Raw genomic sequence first — 18,299 nt, forward strand, 5'->3', positions numbered from 1 at the left:
CAAGATGCTCCTGCACCACTATCACTTCGTCGAGCGTGAAGCGCTCTACGATGCCGTCACCTTCGACGGCGAGCTGGCCACGACGAAGACACCCATCCCGCTGTTCAAGCGGGCTCTGGCACAGGTACAGGAGCGTCTCGAGGCTCGCTTCAAGGCGGGCGCCGACATCCGCGACCTCATCCATGGTCGTGCCCGCGCCATCGATCGCCTGCTGGCCATCGCCTGGCAGCGCCAGACCTGGCCGGATGACGGCATCGCCCTGCTCGCCGTGGGCGGCTACGGCCGCGGCGAGCTGCACCCGCATTCCGACATCGACCTGCTGCTGTTGCTGGAGCAGGACGACGACACGCCCTATCGTGAGGCGCTGTCCGACTTCATCACCTTCCTGTGGGATATCGGTCTCGAGATCGGCCAGTCCGTACGCTCGCTGAGTGACTGCGAGCGTGAGGCACGCGCCGATGTCACCGTGATCACCAACCTGCTGGAATCCCGTGTCATCGCCGGCCCTCAGCGGCTGCGCGAGGCCATGCGCGAACGTCTGGCCACCGACCGTCTGTGGCCGGCCGAAGCCTTCTTCGAGGCCAAGTGGCAGGAGCAGATCGCTCGCCACCACAAGTTCGCCAACACCGAATATCACCTCGAACCCAACATCAAGTCGTCGCCCGGCGGCCTGCGCGATATCCAGATGATCGGCTGGGTCGCCAAGCGCCACTTCGGGGTCGAGCGCTACGACAATCTGGTCGCGCTGGGCTTCATGAATGATGCCGAACTGCGCATTCTCAGCCAGGGCCAGGCCTTCCTGTGGCAGGTGCGCTTCGCGCTGCACATGCTGGCCGGACGCGCCGAGGACCGGCTGCTGTTCGACCACCAGCGCACCATCGCCGAGCTGTTCGGCTTCCGCGACACGCCCGAGCATCTGGCGGTCGAGCAGTTCATGAAGCGCTACTACCGCCACGTCACCGCCCTGGCGGGCCTCAACGACATGCTGCTGCAGCACTTCGACGAGGCCATCCTGCGTCATGACGAGCCGGTCAACATCGTACCGCTCAATCCGCGCTTCGAGATCCGCAGCGGCTACATCAGCCTGCGCGAGGAAGGCGTGTTCCGCCGCCGCCCCGCCGCGCTGCTGGAGCTGTTCCTGCTGATGGCGCAGCACCCGGAGATCGAGGGTGTGCGCGCCGACACCATCCGCGCACTGCGCGATCATCGCCACCAGATCGACGACGCCTTCCGCGACGACGTGCGCCACCAGAGCCTGTTCATGGAGCTGATGCGCTGCGGCGGCAACGTGCCCCGCGTACTCAAGCGCATGGCGCGCTACGGCATCCTCGGCAAGTACCTGCCGGCCTTCGGGCGTGCCGTGGGGCTGATGCAGCATGACCTCTTCCACGTCTACACCGTCGATGCGCATACCCTACGCCTGCTCAAGGTCGCCCAGGAGTTCCGCGCCCCCGATGCCGAGGAGGAATTCCCGGTCGCCGCGACCCTGATCCGCGAGCTGCCCAAGCTGGAGCTGCTGTGGATCGCCGGGCTCTATCACGACATCGGCAAGGGCCGTGGCGGCGACCACTCCGAGATCGGTGCCGAGGAAGTCGAGGACTTCGCGCGCCGTCATGACCTCAGCCCGCGCGACACCCGCACCCTGAGCTGGCTGGTGCGCCACCACCTGCTGATGTCGATGACCGCGCAGAAGCAGGACATCGCCGACCCCGAGATCATCACCCGCTTCGCCGAGATCGTCGGTGACGAGACGCACCTCGATTATCTCTACGTGCTGACGGTGGCCGACATCAACGCCACCAACCCGTCGCTGTGGAACGGCTGGCGTGCGGCATTGCTGCGCCAGCTGCACATGGAGACGCGCCGGGCGCTGCGCCGTGGCCTCGAACATCCTCCGGAGCGCCACGAGTGGATCACCGAGACCCGTGAGGAAGCGCTGTCCCTGCTGGCCGGCATGGGCACCACCCGCACTGATGCCGAGGCACTGTGGGCCAGCCTCGGTGACGACTACTTCGTGCGCTATGCCCCCAGCGAGGTGGCCTGGCACACCCAGGGGATCCTCGCGCGCCAGGCAGCCCCGCAGCTCGACGAGCATGGCGAGCCGCTGCCGCTGGTACTGACCAGCGCGCCCACCGAGGAGATGACCGAAGGCGGCACCAAGGTCTTCATCCACACCCGCTCGGTGGACAACCTGTTCGCGGCCACCGCCGCGGCGCTGGAGCAGCTGGGGCTCTCGATCCACGATGCGCGCATCGCCACCTCGAGCCACAACTGGACGCTCAACACCTTCATCCTGCTCGACGATGACGGTGAACCGATCCGCGACGCCGCACGTCTGGCCGATATCCGTACCCATCTGGTCGAAGAGCTGGATGACCCGGATGACTACTCGGTGATCGTCAATCGCCATACGCCGCGCCAGCTCAAGCACTTCCGCATCGCGCCGCGCATCACGCTGAGTCAGGACTACACCAACGGCCGCAGCGTGCTGGAAGTGATCGCCTCGGACCGCCCGGGCCTGCTGGCGCGCATCGGCCGCGTGTTCATGGAGCACGAGATCGCCATCGATGCCGCCAAGATCGCCACCCTCGGCGAGCGCGTCGAGGATATCTTCTTCATCACCGACCGCGCCGGTGAACCCATCACCGACCCCGAGCGCCAGACACGCCTGCGTGACGCCCTCACCGAAGTCCTCGAGGTCGGCGAGCGCGGCTGAGACGCGCGACGGCGCGTGACGGCACGTGACGAGAGTACAGAGGAAAAGCGCCGGCCGGCACCCCGCGATTGAGGGGACCGGCCGGCTTCCCTATAATCGCGAGTCGACCTGCATGGCAGTCCGGTGACTCGCGGACGCCTTCCTCCCTGCTCGGCCGGCAGCCTGGCTGCCACGGCCATCACCCATGGAACGTGCATGAACCCGGATCTCGACCAGCTCAAGCCCTACCCGTTTGAAACCCTGGCCAAGCTGCGCGAGGGCGTCGTGCCCAATCCCGCCCTGGACCCGATTGCACTGACCATCGGCGAACCGCGTCATGCGCCACCCGAGTTCGTGCTCGACACCCTGCGCGAGCACATCATGGGCGTGGCCAAGTACCCCGCCACCGGCGGTCTGGGGGAATTGCGCCAGGCGATCGCCGACTGGCTCGCGAAGCGCTTCTCGCTCAACGTCACGCCGGATATCGACCAGCAGGTCCTGCCGGTCACCGGCACCCGCGAGGCACTGTTCGCCTTCATCCAGGCCTCGCTGGACAGCACGCGTCCGGCGCGCGTGCTGGTGCCGAACCCCTTCTATCAGATCTACGAAGGCGCGACGCTGCTGGCCGGCGGCGAGGTCACCTACCTGCCCTGCCCCGCCGAGAATGGCTCCCGCCCCGACTACGCGGCAGTGCCGGCCGAGGTATGGCGTGATACCCAGATCGTCTTCGTCTGCTCGCCGGGCAATCCCACCGGCGCCGTGACACCGCTGGAGGACTTCCAGCAGCTGATTCGCCTCGCCGACGAGCACGACTTCCTGATCGCCTCCGATGAGTGCTACTCGGAGCTCTATCTCGACGAGTCGACGCCACCGCCGGGCCTGCTGCAGGCCTGTGCCGCCATGGGCCGCGATGACTACGCGCGCTGCGTGGTCTTCCACTCGCTGTCCAAGCGCTCCAACCTGCCGGGCCTGCGCTCCGGCTTCGTGGCCGGCGATGGCGAGGTGATCCGTCGCTTCCGTCACTACCGCACCTATCACGGCTGCGCGATGCCGCTGCATCACCAACACGCCTCCATCGCCGCCTGGAATGATGAAGCCCACGTGCTGGCCAATCGCGATGCCTACCGCGAGAAGTTTGCCGCCGTGACCGAAATCCTCGCACCGGTGATGGACTTCCCGACCCCGGAAGCCAGCTTCTACCTGTATCCCGCCGTGCCCGGCGGTGACGACGCCGCCTTCACCCGCGAGCTGCTGCGTGAAGAGGCGGTCGGCGTGCTGCCGGCAAGCTACATGGCGCGCGAGGTGGACGGCGTGAATCCGGGCGCCGGACGCATTCGTCTGGCGCTGGTGGCCGAACTGGAACAGACCGTCGAAGCCGCCCAGCGCCTGCGTCGCTTCGTCGAACGCCTGCGCTGAGCGCCAGGCCTGCACGGGCTGACAGCAGCCCAACACTGGATGACAGCCCCGCCCGGCGGGGTGGATTGGCTCAAGGAGACCGCCATGCACGTGCTCTACGGCATCAAGACCTGTGATACCTGCCGCAAGGCGCGCCGCGCCCTCGACGACCGGGGCGTGCCCTATCGCTGGTATGACCTGCGCGAGGATGGCCTCTCCGCCAGCCTGCTGGAATCCTGGCTGGAACAGACCGCCTGGAGCAGCCTGCTCAACAAGCGCAGCACCAGCTGGCGCAACCTGAGCGATGAACAACGTGACAGCCTCGATGCCAATTCGGCACGTGCATTGATGCTGGAGCACCCGACCCTGATCAAGCGTCCCATTCTCGAGCGTCATCCCGCCGACAATGAGATGGATCTGGTGATCGGCTATGACAAGGCGGTCTACGAACCGCAGGACTGAGTTACCCCTTACACCACTGGACACCCCGGAGATTGACACGATGTTGAGCCTTGCCCTCGGAATCGGCACCCAGAACACCACCGGCGACTGGCTGGAAGTCTACTATCCTGCCCCGCTGTTCAAGCCGACCGCTGCCGTTGCTGACGCCGCTCGCAAGGCACTGGACGCACCGGCTGGCACCACCGCCACCAGCTTCCTGCCGGAACACTGCGCCGCCCTGGCAAGCGCCCTGCGCGACGCCGGTGACAACGCCCAGGCCGAACTGGCCGAGAGCCTGGCCGCCAGCCAGCGCCCGCTGGTCGCCATGTTCATCGAGGAAGACGCCGCCCCGCAGAGCGTGCCGGAGGTCTACCTCAAGCTGCACCTGCTGTCTCACCGCATGGTGCGTCCGCACGGCATCGACCTGACCGGCATGTTCGGTCTGCTCAAGAATGTCGCCTGGACCAGCGAAGGCGCCATCGACATCGAAGAGCTGCCGGCGCGGCGCCTCAAGGCCCGTCTGGAAGGGCGCACCCTGTCCGTGGACTGCGTCGACAAGTTCCCGAAGATGACCGACTACGTGGTGCCGACCGGCATTCGTATCGCCGATACCGCACGCGTGCGTCTGGGCGCCTACCTGGGCGAAGGCACCACCGTGATGCACGAAGGCTTCTGCAACTTCAATGCCGGCACCGAAGGCCCGGGCATGATCGAAGGCCGCATCTCCGCGGGCGTCTTCGTCGGCAAGGGTTCTGATCTGGGCGGCGGTTGCTCCACCATGGGCACCCTGTCCGGTGGCGGCAACATCGTCATCAAGGTCGGTGAAGGCTGCCTGATCGGCGCCAATGCCGGTATCGGCATCCCGCTGGGCGATCGCTGCACCGTGGAAGCTGGCCTGTACATCACCGCCGGCACCAAGGTCATGGTCTTCGACAACGAAGGCCAGGAAGTCGAGACGGTCGCGGCCCGTGAGCTGGCCAGCCAGGACGACCTGCTGCTGCGTCGCAACTCCGTCACCGGCCGTGTCGAGTGCCGCACCAACAAGAGCGCCATCGCGCTCAACGATGCCCTGCACGCCCACAACTGAGGCGCGTGACGACGGCCTGTCAGGGGCTGCACCTCTGGCAGGCCGTCGTGGCATTTCCCGGCTCGGGCAGCAGTGCCCGGGCCGGCGTGAAGACACTTCGTCTCTCCCCCCGAATTTCGCGCTGTCGCTCCTCGCGATGACGCCTGCAGCGATGGCCCATGATGACTGATTCAAACGCACCGCTTCCGCCACGCCCCGCCGATCTGTCTCCGACGCTGGAGCTGGCCTTCGATCTCATCTCACGCCCCTCGGTCACGCCGGACGACCTGGACTGCCAGACCCTGATGATCGAACGCCTTGAGGCGCTGGGCTTCACCATCACGCGGCTGCCCTTCGGCGATGTCGACAACTTCTGGGCGGTGCGCGGCCATCATGGTCCGGTGCTGGCCTTCGCCGGCCACACCGATGTCGTGCCGACGGGCCCGGAAGCCAACTGGCAGTATCCGCCGTTCTCGCCGTGCATCGACGATGCCGGCTTCTTGTGTGGCCGCGGCGCCGCCGACATGAAGGGTTCTCTGGCCGCGATGCTGACCGCCACCGAGCGCTTCGTGACCGCCAACCCGGACCACGAAGGTCGCATCGCCTTCTTGATCACCTCCGACGAGGAAGGCCCGGCGGTTCACGGCACCCGTGCGGTGGTCGAGTATCTGCGCGAGCATCACGAGCGCCTCGACTACTGCATCGTCGGCGAACCGTCCTCCACCGATTACGCCGGTGACGTGATCAAGAATGGCCGTCGCGGCTCGCTGGGTGCGGTCATGCACGTCAAGGGTGTTCAAGGCCATGTGGCCTATCCGCACCTGGCGCGCAACCCGATCCACGATGCCGCCCCGGCGCTGGCCGCCCTGGCCGCCGAGCATTGGGACAACGGCAACGACTTCTTCCCGGCGACCAGCTTCCAGATCTCCAACATCCGTGGCGGTACCGGCGCGACCAACGTCATCCCCGGCGAGCTGGAAGTGGTCTTCAACTTCCGTTACTCCACCGAGCTGACCGCCGATGACCTCAAGCGTCGCACCTATGAGATCCTCGAGAAGCACGGTCTGGACGTCGAGATCGAGTGGAACCTGAGCGGCGAGCCCTTCCTGACGCCGGAAGGCGCGCTGGTCGATGCCGCCGTGCACGGCGTGGAACGTGCGCTGGGCCGCAAGCCGGTGCTGTCCACCTCCGGCGGCACCTCCGATGGTCGCTTCATCGCCACGCTCGGCACTCAGGTCGTCGAGCTGGGGCCGGTCAATGCGACCATCCACAAGATCGATGAACGCGTCATGGCCAGCGATCTGGACCGACTCTCCAGCGCCTACGAGCACATCCTGGAATACCTGTTTGTCCCCGCGACCCAAGAGACCACGGCATGAGCGACACCCCGCACAATGACGCCGATGAGCAGTACCCGGACATCGAGATCTATCTCAAGCCCTTGAGCCTGGAGGCGCTGGGCGCCTGGCTGGGCGAGCAGTTCGGTCAGGTCGTCGTCTTCCAGCCGGCCGGCAAGCTGCAGCACCGTACGCGCCTCACGCGTGATGGCGCCGAGATCGCGGTGCTGGTGGTCGAGAAGGTCGCCGATGGCTTCGCCAGCCTGTGGTTCGACAGCGCCAGTACCCCCTGGGCGCGCGATGTCGACTGCGCACGCGCTGCCGCCCGGGCCCTGCAGGTCGAGACGCGTTGCTCGCTGGGCAGCTGGCAGCCCGGTGATGAGCCGGACCGCTTCTTCCGTGTCATGGCCGACGGCAGCGAAGAGGCCTTCACCTGGCCGGACAAGGGCTGAGTGACCCGCCTCTTCTGGTGACAAGTCCATGAAACGACAACGCCCCGCAGGCTAGCCTGCGGGGCGTTGTCGTCTTTCACTGAGCGAGTCAGCGATCAGGTGATGACCGTCACGTCATCCGCCTGCAGGCCACGCTCATTGCTGATGACGTGGTAACGCACTTTCTGACCTTCGGCCAAGGTACGGTGGCCCTTGCCACGAATGGCACGGAAGTGAACGAAGACATCTTCACCACTTTCACGGGTCACGAAACCGTAGCCCTTGTTGACGTTGAACCACTTGACCTCGCCGATCTCACGATCGTCGTCCTCGACTTCAGCCAGTACTGCAGAGCGCGGAGACAGCACCGGAATGGCAAGCGTCGCGATCAACAGCAGGATGAACACGGCCGCGACGGCAGCCGCGTACGCCAGCTCGAAGCCCTCGACGCTAAGCGCCTGGCTCAGGGTGTCGGCCAGCTGGCCGCCGGTCAGGGTGATGAAGACAGCAATCAGCAACGGTGCCGGCAGTGCCAGCAGCAGGCTGATGATGAAACAACGGAAGAACGTCTTGGAACTCATCAAGATAAACTCTCTAGGTAATGGGTGGAGGTGTAACGCGAGGGCAGAAATGAGTGCTTCGGATGATCCCTATCAGAATGTTCTGCCCTTGATCGCAATGGACAGCGCCTGACCGCACGACAGGGTTACAGCAGCTATCGTCAGTCGGGAAACTGCCTGAATGCAGCGCCTCACGGCGGTGCCCGTCACCATCACTGATACACGCGAAGATGCCGGTGCATCGCTCTGGTGACGTCGTGGCTCGTGATGCAGGTAACTCCACATCAGTCGATGGAACCGGCCCTGTCAATGACGCGCGAAGCGCAGGCAATCGAAGGCCGTCAATGGGTGCGATATACGAAAAATAAGTCAATCGCACTGTCAACAGTCTATCACGCCTCTTCCTGATGCGTCTGAGGCAACTCAGTGACAATCCTTCAACACTTTGCGGTAATTCGACAACGATCCAGGCAACGACCGCAGCGATGATTCGGCGTGCCATCGCTCAGAAATCGTGGCAGGAGTCGTGGCAGGAGTTGTCATCCATCGCCGGCCACCTCACCCTCTTCCCCCACTGCCCACGCGGACCATTCCCTCACCCTCTGGAGCCCAGATGCATGACAACCTCGACTGATCCCGGCCTGGAAGCCCGACTGGAAGCACTGGAATCGCGCCTCGCGCATCAGGATGACTGGCTCGAGACCCTCGATCGCACCGTCATCACCCAGCAGCGTCAGATAGAGACCCTCGAGCGCCTCACCGCGCTGATGGCCAGCCAGCTACGCACCCTGCGCGACCAGCAAGGCGATGCAGACTCGACAGCACCTTTCAGTGCGCAGCCACACGACGAGCTGCCGCCCCATTACTGAGCTGTCAGCAGCACTCAGCTCTCTCGGCGCAGACCAGGCAGGGCCCTGAACGCAGACCGGCCCCGCAGCGAGGCTGCGGGGCCGGTCGGGCAGTGCTGAATCAGACTTTCTCGAATCAGACAGTGCCGAATCAGACACTCTCGACACAGGTCGTGTCGACATGGATCGTGTCGAAATGGACAGGATGATCTCAGGCGATGAGGCCGTCCAGATAACGCTCGGCATCCAGCGCCGCCATGCAGCCGGTACCGGCAGAGGTGATCGCCTGACGGTAGACGTGGTCCATCACATCGCCACAGGCATAGACGCCGGGGATGCTGGTCTGGGTGGCATTGCCTTCCAGACCGGACTGGACCTTGAGATAGCCGCCCTGCATGTCGAGCTGGCCTTCGAACAGGCTGGTATTCGGACGGTGGCCGATGGCGATGAACACGCCCATCGAGCTCAACTCCTTGGTGGCGCCGCTTTCGACATGACGCAGACGCACGCCGGTGACACCGGAGTTGTCGCCCAGCACTTCGTCGAGGGTGTGGTGCCATTCGACCGCCATGTTGCCGTTCTCGACCTTGTCGAACAGCTTGTCCTGCAGGATCTTCTCGGCACGCAGGCTGTCGCGGCGATGCACCAGCGTGACCTTGGAGGCGATGTTGGACAGGTACAGCGCTTCCTCGACAGCGGTGTTGCCGCCACCGACTACCACGACTTCCTGATTGCGATAGAAGAAGCCATCGCAGGTCGCACAGGCCGAGACGCCCTGGCCCATGAACTGCTGCTCACTCGGCAGGCCCAGATACTGCGCGCTGGCGCCGGTGGCGATGATCAGGGCGTCACAGCTGTAGCTGCCGTTGTCACCCTTGAGCAGGAACGGACGCTCGCCGAGGGTCACTTCGTTGATGTGGTCGAACAGGACTTCGGTCTCGAAGCGCTCGGCGTGACGGCGCATGCGCTCCATCAGCTCCGGTCCCTGCACGCCAGCATCGTCGCCGGGCCAGTTGTCGACGTCGGTGGTAGTGGTCAGCTGACCACCCATCTGCATGCCGGTGATCAGGAGCGGCTTGAGATTGGCACGTGCAGCGTAGACGGCAGCGGTGTAACCCGCCGGGCCGGAACCGAGAATGATCAGACGTTCGTGACGGACATTGCTCATGGATGACCTCAGTGACAGATGAAGGCGGAGGATTTCACCAGCAGCAATGGCGTCTGCTGGCGATCAATGTACTCAACGATACCGACAGCGCTGCAGACGGCGCATGCGATCGACATGGTTCAGGACACGGCATGATGGATCCGGGCCGGCCGGCGCCCGTGCAGGCTTCCCGCTGGAAGCACTTGTACTCGCTGGCTGACTGGCTCGCCGGGCTGGTTGAGGCGAACAAGGACTGCGCAGAGTAGCGCAGACGCCGCCAGCTTTCAGCACCGGACTCAGACCGGCATCGCAGAAGCTTATGCTCAAGCACACCCCCGCAGGATGGCATTGCCCAGATGCGCGGAAGCCGCCGCCAGGGGCGACGGCTTCCGGTTCGCCTACCTCTCGAGACACTCATTACCGAAGGTTCGAAAGGCAGTCGCGGGATCAGTCAGCGCGAACGCGTGAGCTGATCTCGTCCAGGCAGCGACTTACAGGCTGCTGGAGTGGCCTGCCAGGTACTTGGCAACACCTTCAGCGGTGTCCTTCATACCTTCCTGACCTTCTTCCCAGCCTGCCGGGCAGACTTCGCCGTTGGTCTGGTGGAACTGCAGGGCCTTGACCATGCGGACCATCTCATCGACGTTACGGCCCAGCGGCAGGTTGTTGACGACCTGGTGCTGAACGACACCGTCTTCGTCGATCAGGAAGGAAGCGCGCAGAGCGACGCCAGCTTCCGGATGCTCGATGCCGTATGCCTGGGTGACTTCGTGCTTGACGTCAGCCACGATCGGGAAGCCGACTTCACCGATGCCGCCAGCGTCCGGAGAGGTCTTGCGCCATGCGTGGTGAGTGAACTGGGAATCGATGGACACACCGATGACTTCGACGCCGAGTTCCTTGAACTTCGCCAGACGGTTGTCGTGGGCGATGATTTCAGACGGGCAAACGAAGGTGAAGTCCAGCGGCCAGAAGAACAGCACGCGCAGCTTGCCGTTGGAATCAGACAGCTTGTAGTTGTCGACGATGGTACCGTCGCCCAGCACTGCTGCGGCTTCGAAATCCGGGGCCTGACGTCCGACCAATACGCTCATGGTGATCTCCTGAGGAATAATGATGATAAAGGCAGCGGACCGCCTTTGTGATGAATCGCCACACAGACTAATCGCCACGTGTGGCAGATGCCAAATGTTTGCTGCAATCACCACCATAGAGATTGCCTATGGCAGCTCGATGACGCCAACAGCGGGTGTCGGGATCATAAGTGACCTTGGCTGCAGAATACAGCATCTACCGCGCCCTGCCCTGCAAGCCTGTCACTTTGCGTCACTGATGCCTGTCGGCGCCGGTGCCAGCGTGCCGCGCAGGTGAGATGCCGTCACAGCACGTCGTCATCCTGGCCGATATCCAGCCCTTCGAGCTCACCGCTGACCGGGTCGACCTGCTGGCGCACCTGGATCGGCTGACAGCAACGCTCGCAGTCGATGATGTTGGTCAGACTGCCCTCGTCCAGATCCAGGAACACCGTGAAGGGCGTGTCGCAGTAGGGGCAGTTGATTTCCGCCTCATGCAGCGCCTCATTGACCGCTCCTTCCTGCTTGTCTTCCAGCAACTCATGGCCCGGCCATTCATCGGACTGCCCCGAGGAATGCTCCGCCAGCCACTGCTCGACCGCCGCATCCAGAACCTCATCATCTTCCGGCAGCTCGCCGGACTCGCTCGGCCTGCGCCCTTGTTCGTTCATGACAGCCTCCGTTGTGCCTGATGGTGAACGCGACGGACGTTGCGAGTGGCACCGTCTGGGGTGCCACCGTCTTGGATGTCACCGTTTCGGATACCCCTGTCTCGGATACTTTAGGGGCCGCATTCACGCCGCGCGAGAGTCGTGGCGGCAATCTCTATGGCAGCGAACGCGACGCAGGGTTCCTTGCTTCACACTATCCTCGATGATGGTGTGCGCTTGAATTCCTGTCACATGATGACCATAGCCTTATGTAGGCAACCATCCGCGACCTGGCAGTCGCTCTCGCGACGCGTCGCATCCGGCCGAGGTACCTGACGCGCCTGTTGAACGACACTTCAGCAGTCTGGCCGGTGAAGACAACGACAAGGAGGAGAATCATGGGTTCCCAGCGCTCTCAGTCACTGGATTCGCTTGACACCCTCTCCGAGCTGGAAGTCGGAGACAAGCGCTATCACTACTACTCGCTCAAGAAGGCGGCCGACACGCTTGGCGACCTGACGCGACTGCCCTTCACGCTCAAGGTGCTGCTGGAGAATCAGCTGCGCTTCGAGGACGGTGAAACCGCGACCAAGGAAGACATCAAGGCACTGGCCGACTGGCAGAAGACCGCCTCCAGCACCCACGAGATCGGCTATCGTCCGGCGCGCGTGCTGATGCAGGATTTCACCGGCGTGCCCGGGGTGGTCGACCTGGCCTCCATGCGTGACGCCGTCAAGAAGCTCGGCGCCGACCCCGAGAAGGTCAATCCGCTGACCCCGGTGGACCTGGTCATCGACCACTCGGTGATGGTGGACCACTACGGCGATCCGAGCGCCTTCAAGGACAACGTGCGCATCGAGATGGAGCGTAACCGCGAACGTTACGAGTTCCTGCGTTGGGGCCAGCAGGCCTTCGACAACTTCTCCGTCGTCCCGCCGGGCACCGGTATCTGCCACCAGGTGAACCTGGAATATCTCGGCCGCGCCGTCTTCACCCGCGAGGAAGATGGCAAGACCTTCGCCTACCCCGACACCCTGGTCGGCACCGACTCCCACACCACCATGATCAACGGCCTCGGCGTACTCGGCTGGGGTGTCGGCGGTATCGAGGCGGAAGCCGCGATGCTCGGCCAGCCGGTCTCGATGCTGATTCCGGAAGTGGTCGGCTTCAAGCTGACCGGCAAGCTCAACGAAGGCATCACCGCGACTGACCTGGTGCTGACCGTCACCCAGATGCTGAGAAGCCGTGGCGTGGTCGGCAAGTTCGTCGAGTTCTACGGTGATGGCCTGGATGACCTGCCGCTGGCCGACCGCGCGACCATCGCCAACATGGCGCCGGAGTATGGCGCTACCTGCGGCTTCTTCCCGCTGGATGACGAGACGCTCAACTACATGCGTCTGTCCGGTCGCTCCGATGAGCAGGTCGCGCTGGTCGAGGCCTATGCCAAGGAGCAGGGCCTGTGGCGCGAGCCGGGCCACGAGCCGGTCTTCTCCGATACGCTCGAGCTGGACATGACCGAGGTCGTCGCCTCCCTCGCCGGCCCCAAGCGCCCGCAGGACCGCGTCGCCCTCACCGACATCAAGCAGACCTTCGAGAAGATTCTCGGCGATCAGCTGGGCGAAGTGCCGGACATCGAGGACGGCAAGTGGCTGTCCGAGGGTGGCCAGACCGCCGTCGATGTCGAGCAGAGCTACGACAAGCAGAGCGAGGTGAAGAACGGCGATTATAGCGAGCTGAATGGTGAGACCTTCCGCCTCGATCACGGTGATGTGGTCATCGCCGCCATCACCTCCTGCACCAACACCTCCAACCCCAGCGTGATGCTGGCGGCAGGCCTGGTGGCGCGCAAGGCACGCGAGAAAGGCCTGAGCAGCAAGCCGTGGGTCAAGACCTCACTGGCGCCGGGCTCCAAGGTCGTCACCGACTACCTGGCGACTGCCGGCGTGCAGGATGACCTCAACGAGCTGGGCTTCAACCTGGTCGGCTATGGCTGCACCACCTGTATCGGCAACTCCGGCCCGCTGCCGGAACCGGTCGAGGACGCCATCAATACGCGTGACCTGACGGTCGCCTCGGTGCTGTCGGGCAACCGCAACTTCGAGGGTCGCGTGCATCCCAACGTGCGTACCAACTGGCTGGCGTCGCCGCCCCTGGTGGTCGCCTATGCCCTCGCCGGCACCGTGCGGGTCGACCTTTCCAAGGAGCCGCTGGGCAAGGACACCGACGGCAATGACGTCTTCCTCAAGGACATCTGGCCGAGTCAGGCCGAGATCGCCGAGGCCGTCGAGCAGGTGCGTACCGAGATGTATCGCAAGGAGTACGCCGAGGTCTTCGACGGTGACGAGACCTGGCAGGCCATCGACGTGCCGCAAGCCGAAGTGTATGAGTGGAAGGACTCCACCTACATCCAGCATCCGCCGTTCTTCGAAGGCATGCAGCGTGAGCCGGAAGCCGTTCAGGATGTCGAGAATGCCCGCGTGCTGGCGATGCTCGGCGACTCGGTGACCACTGACCACATCTCTCCGGCCGGTGCCATCAAACCGGACAGCCCGGCGGGTCGCTACCTCAAGGAGAACGGGGTCGAGGTCAAGGACTTCAACTCCTACGGCTCACGTCGCGGCAACCACGAAGTGATGATGCGCGGCACCTTCGCCAACGTGCGTATCCGCAACGAGATGCTCGATGGCGTCGAGGGCGGCGAGACCCGCCACGTGCCGTCCGGCGAGCAGATGGCCATCTACGATGCCGCCATGAAGTACGCCGAGGAAGGCACGCCGCTGGTGGTCGTCGCCGGCAAGGAGTATGGCACTGGCTCCTCACGTGACTGGGCCGCCAAGGGCACCCTGCTGCTGGGCGTGCGCGCGGTGATCGCCGAGTCCTACGAGCGTATCCACCGCTCCAACCTGATCGGCATGGGCGTGGTGCCTCTGCAGTTCCCGCAAGGCGAGAGCCGCCAGTCGCTGGGGCTGACCGGTGATGAGGAAATCAGCATCAGCGGCCTGAATGACCTGACGGCCGGCGGCAAGGTCCAGGTCACCTATAAGAGCGACAAGGGTGAGCAGAAGATCGAGGCGCTGTGCCGCATCGATACCGACAACGAGCTGGAGTACTACCGTCACGGCGGCATCCTCCACTACGTGCTGCGCGGCATGCTGTAACCCGCCAGCCGCTCACCGCAGCGCTGACTGCAACACAAAAGCCCCCGCAGGCATTGCCTGCGGGGGCTTCTTCATTGACGCACTCTGTTTCATGCAACCTGTTTCATGCAATCTGCTTCATGCGCTCACTAGCGGCGCCGATGCAATCAGAACGCCTTGCGGCGGTAGGCGCGGTAACGCGGCTGCCAGAAGTTCTTCTCGATGTTGGCCTGGATGATCTCGTCGCTGGAGGTCAGCGCCACACCATCGGTCTGGGCCTGACGCGCCACGTCGAAGGCGATCTGACGGCTGATGTCCTGGATATCGCCCAGTGACGGCAGCAGCGCACCCTCGCCCTTCAGGACGATGGGGGCGTTGTTGGCCAGCGCGTTGGCGGCGGCCATCAGCATGTTGTCGGTGATGCGCGAGGCGTTGGACGCCAGCACGCCCAGACCGATGCCCGGGAAGATGTAGGCGTTGTTGCACTGGGCGATCGCGTGGGTGTGGCCGTTGTGCTCGACCGGTGCGAACGGGCTGCCGGTGGCGACCAGCGCCTTGCCGTCGGTCCACTCGATGACTTCCGCCGGTGTCGCTTCGACGCGTGAGGTCGGGTTGGACAGCGGCATCACCAGCGGGCTCTCGCAGCCGGCCTGCACGGCACGGATCACGTCTTCGCTGAACAGGCCACGCTGGCCGGACACACCGATCAGCACGCTCGGCTTGGCGGCCTTGACCACATCCAGCAGGCCGCGATCACCGAAGTCGGCCACGCTGTCGATATCGTGGGCCAGACGGCTCTGGAAGTCGTAGAGGCCTTCCATGTCGCTGGTCAGCAGACCGAAGCGATCGACCATGAAGACGCGCTTGCGGGCCTCGGCCTCTTCCATGCCTTCCTTGACCATCGCCACCACGATCATCTCGGCGATACCGCAGCCGGCGCTACCGGCACCCAGGAAGGTGACGCGCTGGTCGGAGAGCTTCTCGCCCTTGGCCTTGCAGGCCGCCATCAGGGTCGCGACCACGACGGAGGCAGTACCCTGGATGTCGTCGTTGAAGCAGCAGACTTCATCGCGGTAACGCTCGAGCAGCGGCATGGCGTTGGCCTGCGCGAAGTCCTCGAACTGGATCATGGCCTTCGGCCAGCGACGCTTCACGGCAGTGATGAACTCGGCCACGAAGGCGTTGTAGTCATCACCGGTGACGCGCTCGTGACGCCAGCCCATGTAGCGCGGGTCGTCGAGCAGCTTCTGGTTGTTGGTGCCCAGGTCCAGCGAGATCGGCAGGGTGTAGGCCGGACTGATGCCGCCACAGGCGGTGTACAGCGACAGCTTGCCGATGGGGATGCCCATGCCGCCGATGCCCTGATCGCCCAGCCCCAGGATACGCTCGCCATCGGTGACGACGATGACCTTGACGTTGTCCTTGGTCGCGGAGCGCAGGATGTCATCCATGTGCTCGCGGTCCGGGTAGGAAATGAACAGGCCGCGGTGGTTGCGGTAGATGTTGGAGAACTCCTCGCACGCCTGACCGACGGTCGGGGTGTAGATGATCGGCATCATCTCCTCGAGGTGTTCCTCGATCACGCGGAAGAACAGGGTCTCGTTGTCGTCCTGCACCGAGCGCAACAGGATGTGCTTGTCGAGGTCGGTGGCGCACTGCTGATACTGGCTGTAGACGCGCGCGACCTGCTCTTCGATGCTCTCGACATTCTGCGGCAGCAAGCCCATCAGATTGAAGCTGACACGCTCCTCGAGGCTGAAGGCGCTGCCCTTGTTGAGCAGCGGCATCTCGAGCAGGCTCGGGCCGGCGTAAGGAACATACAGGGCGCGCTTGGAAGTATCCGTCATGGCGAGACTCTTGAATCAGTGGGGACGACCTCACGCTCGGCAAGCTTCTCGGCATGCCGGCAGACAAGCGCAGCATGCCCGCTGAAGCACCGCAGAAGACCTGCTGGCAACCGGGCGTCCGAGGGACCTTTCGACGTGCAGTTTCCACGTGCGAACAAGGCATGATGATAGCACGCGCAGTGCTATCTCCGGCAGCCTGTGCAAGGTCGGCATGCGTTGCGCAGACAAGGGTACTGCATGACGAGAAACGCCTCGCTCATCCCCCTGACGGGGAAGGAGCGAGGCGTTCGCGGTCACGTGCGGGGTATGGCTCAGGCCAGATCGGCACGCGATGCCGGCTTGCGCGGCGCAAGGGCGAAGAAGGGACGCAGCTTCACGCCCAGCATGTTGCCGACAAAGGCCATCACCAGCCACAGCCAGCCATGCAGGCTGCCAGAGGAGATGCCGCCGAAGTAGGCGCCGATGTTGCAGCCGAAGGCCAGGCGCGCGCCGTAACCCAGCAGCAGGCCACCCAGCACGGCAGCCACCAGCGAGCGCAGCGGAATGTTCCACTTCGGCGCGAACTTGCCGGCCAGCAGCGCTGCCGCCAGCGCCCCGACCACGATGCCGATGTTCATCACCGTGGTGATGTCCGTGTAGAGCGGTGCCGCCAGTGCCTTGGCATTGCCCGCCGCCTGCCAGTAACCCCAGTCACTGACATCGAAGCCCAGCGTGGTGTAGACCTTGGTGCCCCACAGCGCGAAGGCCGAGGTGATGCCCCACGGACGCCCGGCCAGCGCCAGGGTGGCGAAGTTGAGCAGCGCCAGCGCCACCGCGCCCGCCAGCAGCGGCCAGGGGCCGCGCAGGAAACGTGACAGGCCGCGCGGCTGGCTGTCGGTCACGGCGGCCTTCTCGAGCTCACCGTGACGACGCTTCTCCAGCGTGCGCGTCACCAGCACGATGATGGCGAACAGCGCCAGGCTGACGATGATGCCGCCCAGCGCGCCGAAGCTGTCCACCAGCGAGACGGCGGGCAGTGACGGCAGGCTCTGCCACCAGCTGAAGTGCGCGGTGCCGATCACCGAGCCGACGCAGAAGAAGATCAGGGTGATCACCATGCGCGCATTGCCGCCGCCGACGGTGAACAGCGTGCCCGAGGCGCAACCGCCGCCCAGCTGCATGCCGAGGCCGAACAGGAAGGCGCCGACCACCACGGAGGTGCCCAGCGGCGAGACGAAGCCGGAGACGTCCTGTCCCCACAGGCTGCCCGCTGCCAATACCGGGAAGAACAGCACCACGGCAATCGCCAGCATCAGCATCTGCGCGCGCAGGCCGCGGCCACGACGCTCGGTGATGAACACTCGCCAGGCGGAGGTGAAGCCGAAGGCCGCGTGATAGAGCACCACGCCCAGTGCGCCACCGATCAGCAACAGGAGGCCCTGGCGCCAGCCGGCGACCAGGCTCAGCAGCACTGAGGCAATGACCAGCAGCCCACCCGCCCAGACGGCGCGAGGGTTGATGGTGGTAGATGGCTGGGCAGGCTCACTGGCCTTGCCCGGCATCGCGTGTTGACTCATGTCGTACCCCCTTGTGTATTCAGCATGCTTCAAGCTTTTATGCGGCAAGCCTAACGCGTCGCTTTATAGCTGTGAATGAATTTCCAGAACGCTTTTCATTCCCTGCAGATATATGC

The 18,299-nt window shown here is 64.4% G+C and carries 15 protein-coding genes; 9 read left to right on the forward strand and 6 right to left on the reverse strand.

The window, feature by feature from the left end:
• The first annotated feature begins 4 nt into the window (after nt 1–4).
• From LCW13_RS15600 to LCW13_RS15625, 6 genes are all read left to right on the forward strand, one after another.
• Entirely contained in the window at nt 5–2,716 is a 2,712-nt protein-coding gene (locus LCW13_RS15600) for a [protein-PII] uridylyltransferase (protein WP_043333097.1), read from the forward strand.
• Between the two features lie 195 nt (nt 2,717–2,911).
• Nucleotides 2,912–4,111, forward strand: a complete 1,200-nt coding sequence (gene dapC / locus LCW13_RS15605; RefSeq protein ID WP_225347345.1) for a succinyldiaminopimelate transaminase — start codon at nt 2,912–2,914, stop codon at nt 4,109–4,111.
• 39 nt (nt 4,112–4,150) lie between these two features.
• Entirely contained in the window at nt 4,151–4,552 is a 402-nt protein-coding gene (locus LCW13_RS15610; RefSeq protein WP_318527666.1) for an arsenate reductase, read from the forward strand.
• 40 nt (nt 4,553–4,592) lie between these two features.
• Nucleotides 4,593–5,618, forward strand: coding sequence for a 2,3,4,5-tetrahydropyridine-2,6-dicarboxylate N-succinyltransferase (gene dapD / locus LCW13_RS15615; protein WP_225347346.1), 1,026 nt, complete (start codon nt 4,593–4,595; stop codon nt 5,616–5,618).
• Nucleotides 5,619–5,776: 158 nt separating this feature from the next.
• Nucleotides 5,777–6,976 (forward strand): succinyl-diaminopimelate desuccinylase, encoded by a 1,200-nt coding sequence (dapE, locus tag LCW13_RS15620; RefSeq protein ID WP_225347347.1) that lies wholly within the window; start codon nt 5,777–5,779, stop codon nt 6,974–6,976.
• On the forward strand, nt 6,973–7,386 hold the full coding sequence (locus LCW13_RS15625) for a hypothetical protein (protein ID WP_043333036.1): 414 nt from the start codon (nt 6,973–6,975) through the stop codon (nt 7,384–7,386). The genes dapE and LCW13_RS15625 overlap by 4 nt, the downstream gene beginning before the upstream one ends.
• Before the next feature lie 95 nt (nt 7,387–7,481).
• On the opposite strand, the gene LCW13_RS17490 is transcribed toward LCW13_RS15625, so the two are convergent.
• Nucleotides 7,482–7,946: a cold-shock protein gene (locus LCW13_RS17490; RefSeq protein WP_043333039.1), complete on the reverse strand. Its 465-nt coding sequence runs from the start codon at nt 7,944–7,946 to the stop codon at nt 7,482–7,484.
• A 596-nt stretch (nt 7,947–8,542) separates the two neighbouring features.
• Here LCW13_RS17490 and LCW13_RS15635 point away from each other — a divergent pair.
• Nucleotides 8,543–8,794, forward strand: a complete 252-nt coding sequence (locus tag LCW13_RS15635) for a SlyX family protein (RefSeq protein ID WP_225347348.1) — start codon at nt 8,543–8,545, stop codon at nt 8,792–8,794.
• Between the two features lie 190 nt (nt 8,795–8,984).
• Here the strand turns inward: LCW13_RS15635 and trxB are convergent, their stop codons facing one another.
• The gene (gene trxB / locus LCW13_RS15640) at nt 8,985–9,941 is read right to left on the reverse strand and encodes a thioredoxin-disulfide reductase (RefSeq protein ID WP_043333042.1); all 957 of its coding nucleotides are present in this window, start codon (nt 9,939–9,941) and stop codon (nt 8,985–8,987) included.
• A gap of 11 nt (nt 9,942–9,952) precedes the next feature.
• On the opposite strand from trxB, the gene LCW13_RS15645 reads away from it, so the two are divergent.
• The gene (locus tag LCW13_RS15645; protein ID WP_225347349.1) at nt 9,953–10,186 is read left to right on the forward strand and encodes a hypothetical protein; all 234 of its coding nucleotides are present in this window, start codon (nt 9,953–9,955) and stop codon (nt 10,184–10,186) included.
• Nucleotides 10,187–10,411: 225 nt separating this feature from the next.
• Here the strand turns inward: LCW13_RS15645 and LCW13_RS15650 are convergent, their stop codons facing one another.
• Together LCW13_RS15650 and LCW13_RS15655 are read right to left on the reverse strand one after the other, a co-directional pair.
• Nucleotides 10,412–11,014 (reverse strand): peroxiredoxin, encoded by a 603-nt coding sequence (locus LCW13_RS15650; RefSeq protein WP_043333044.1) that lies wholly within the window; start codon nt 11,012–11,014, stop codon nt 10,412–10,414.
• Between the two features lie 284 nt (nt 11,015–11,298).
• Nucleotides 11,299–11,664: a CPXCG motif-containing cysteine-rich protein gene (locus LCW13_RS15655; protein WP_216060559.1), complete on the reverse strand. Its 366-nt coding sequence runs from the start codon at nt 11,662–11,664 to the stop codon at nt 11,299–11,301.
• Nucleotides 11,665–12,041: 377 nt separating this feature from the next.
• Here LCW13_RS15655 and acnA point away from each other — a divergent pair, with 377 nt between their 5' ends.
• On the forward strand, nt 12,042–14,801 hold the full coding sequence (gene acnA / locus LCW13_RS15660; RefSeq protein WP_225347350.1) for an aconitate hydratase AcnA: 2,760 nt from the start codon (nt 12,042–12,044) through the stop codon (nt 14,799–14,801).
• Between the two features lie 146 nt (nt 14,802–14,947).
• On the opposite strand, the gene LCW13_RS15665 is transcribed toward acnA, so the two are convergent.
• Together LCW13_RS15665 and LCW13_RS15670 are read right to left on the reverse strand one after the other, a co-directional pair.
• Nucleotides 14,948–16,627, reverse strand: coding sequence for an NAD-dependent malic enzyme (locus LCW13_RS15665; protein WP_043333048.1), 1,680 nt, complete (start codon nt 16,625–16,627; stop codon nt 14,948–14,950).
• 311 nt (nt 16,628–16,938) lie between these two features.
• On the reverse strand, nt 16,939–18,183 hold the full coding sequence (locus LCW13_RS15670; RefSeq protein WP_225347351.1) for a YeeE/YedE family protein: 1,245 nt from the start codon (nt 18,181–18,183) through the stop codon (nt 16,939–16,941).
• Between the last annotated feature and the right edge of the window lie 116 nt (nt 18,184–18,299).

Source organism: Cobetia amphilecti, from assembly GCF_020217465.1.
GTDB lineage: Bacteria > Pseudomonadota > Gammaproteobacteria > Pseudomonadales > Halomonadaceae > Cobetia > Cobetia amphilecti.

Coding starts and splice junctions, on each gene's coding strand:
- LCW13_RS15600 (WP_043333097.1), top strand. CDS start 5: ATGCTCCTGCACCACTATCACTTCGTCGAGCGTGAAGCGCTCTACGAT.
- dapC (WP_225347345.1), top strand. CDS start 2,912: ATGAACCCGGATCTCGACCAGCTCAAGCCCTACCCGTTTGAAACCCTG.
- LCW13_RS15610 (WP_318527666.1), top strand. CDS start 4,151: ATGACAGCCCCGCCCGGCGGGGTGGATTGGCTCAAGGAGACCGCCATG.
- dapD (WP_225347346.1), top strand. CDS start 4,593: ATGTTGAGCCTTGCCCTCGGAATCGGCACCCAGAACACCACCGGCGAC.
- dapE (WP_225347347.1), top strand. CDS start 5,777: ATGATGACTGATTCAAACGCACCGCTTCCGCCACGCCCCGCCGATCTG.
- LCW13_RS15625 (WP_043333036.1), top strand. CDS start 6,973: ATGAGCGACACCCCGCACAATGACGCCGATGAGCAGTACCCGGACATC.
- LCW13_RS17490 (WP_043333039.1), bottom strand. CDS start 7,946: ATGAGTTCCAAGACGTTCTTCCGTTGTTTCATCATCAGCCTGCTGCTG.
- LCW13_RS15635 (WP_225347348.1), top strand. CDS start 8,543: ATGACAACCTCGACTGATCCCGGCCTGGAAGCCCGACTGGAAGCACTG.
- trxB (WP_043333042.1), bottom strand. CDS start 9,941: ATGAGCAATGTCCGTCACGAACGTCTGATCATTCTCGGTTCCGGCCCG.
- LCW13_RS15650 (WP_043333044.1), bottom strand. CDS start 11,014: ATGAGCGTATTGGTCGGACGTCAGGCCCCGGATTTCGAAGCCGCAGCA.
- LCW13_RS15655 (WP_216060559.1), bottom strand. CDS start 11,664: ATGAACGAACAAGGGCGCAGGCCGAGCGAGTCCGGCGAGCTGCCGGAA.
- acnA (WP_225347350.1), top strand. CDS start 12,042: ATGGGTTCCCAGCGCTCTCAGTCACTGGATTCGCTTGACACCCTCTCC.
- LCW13_RS15665 (WP_043333048.1), bottom strand. CDS start 16,627: ATGACGGATACTTCCAAGCGCGCCCTGTATGTTCCTTACGCCGGCCCG.
- LCW13_RS15670 (WP_225347351.1), bottom strand. CDS start 18,183: ATGAGTCAACACGCGATGCCGGGCAAGGCCAGTGAGCCTGCCCAGCCA.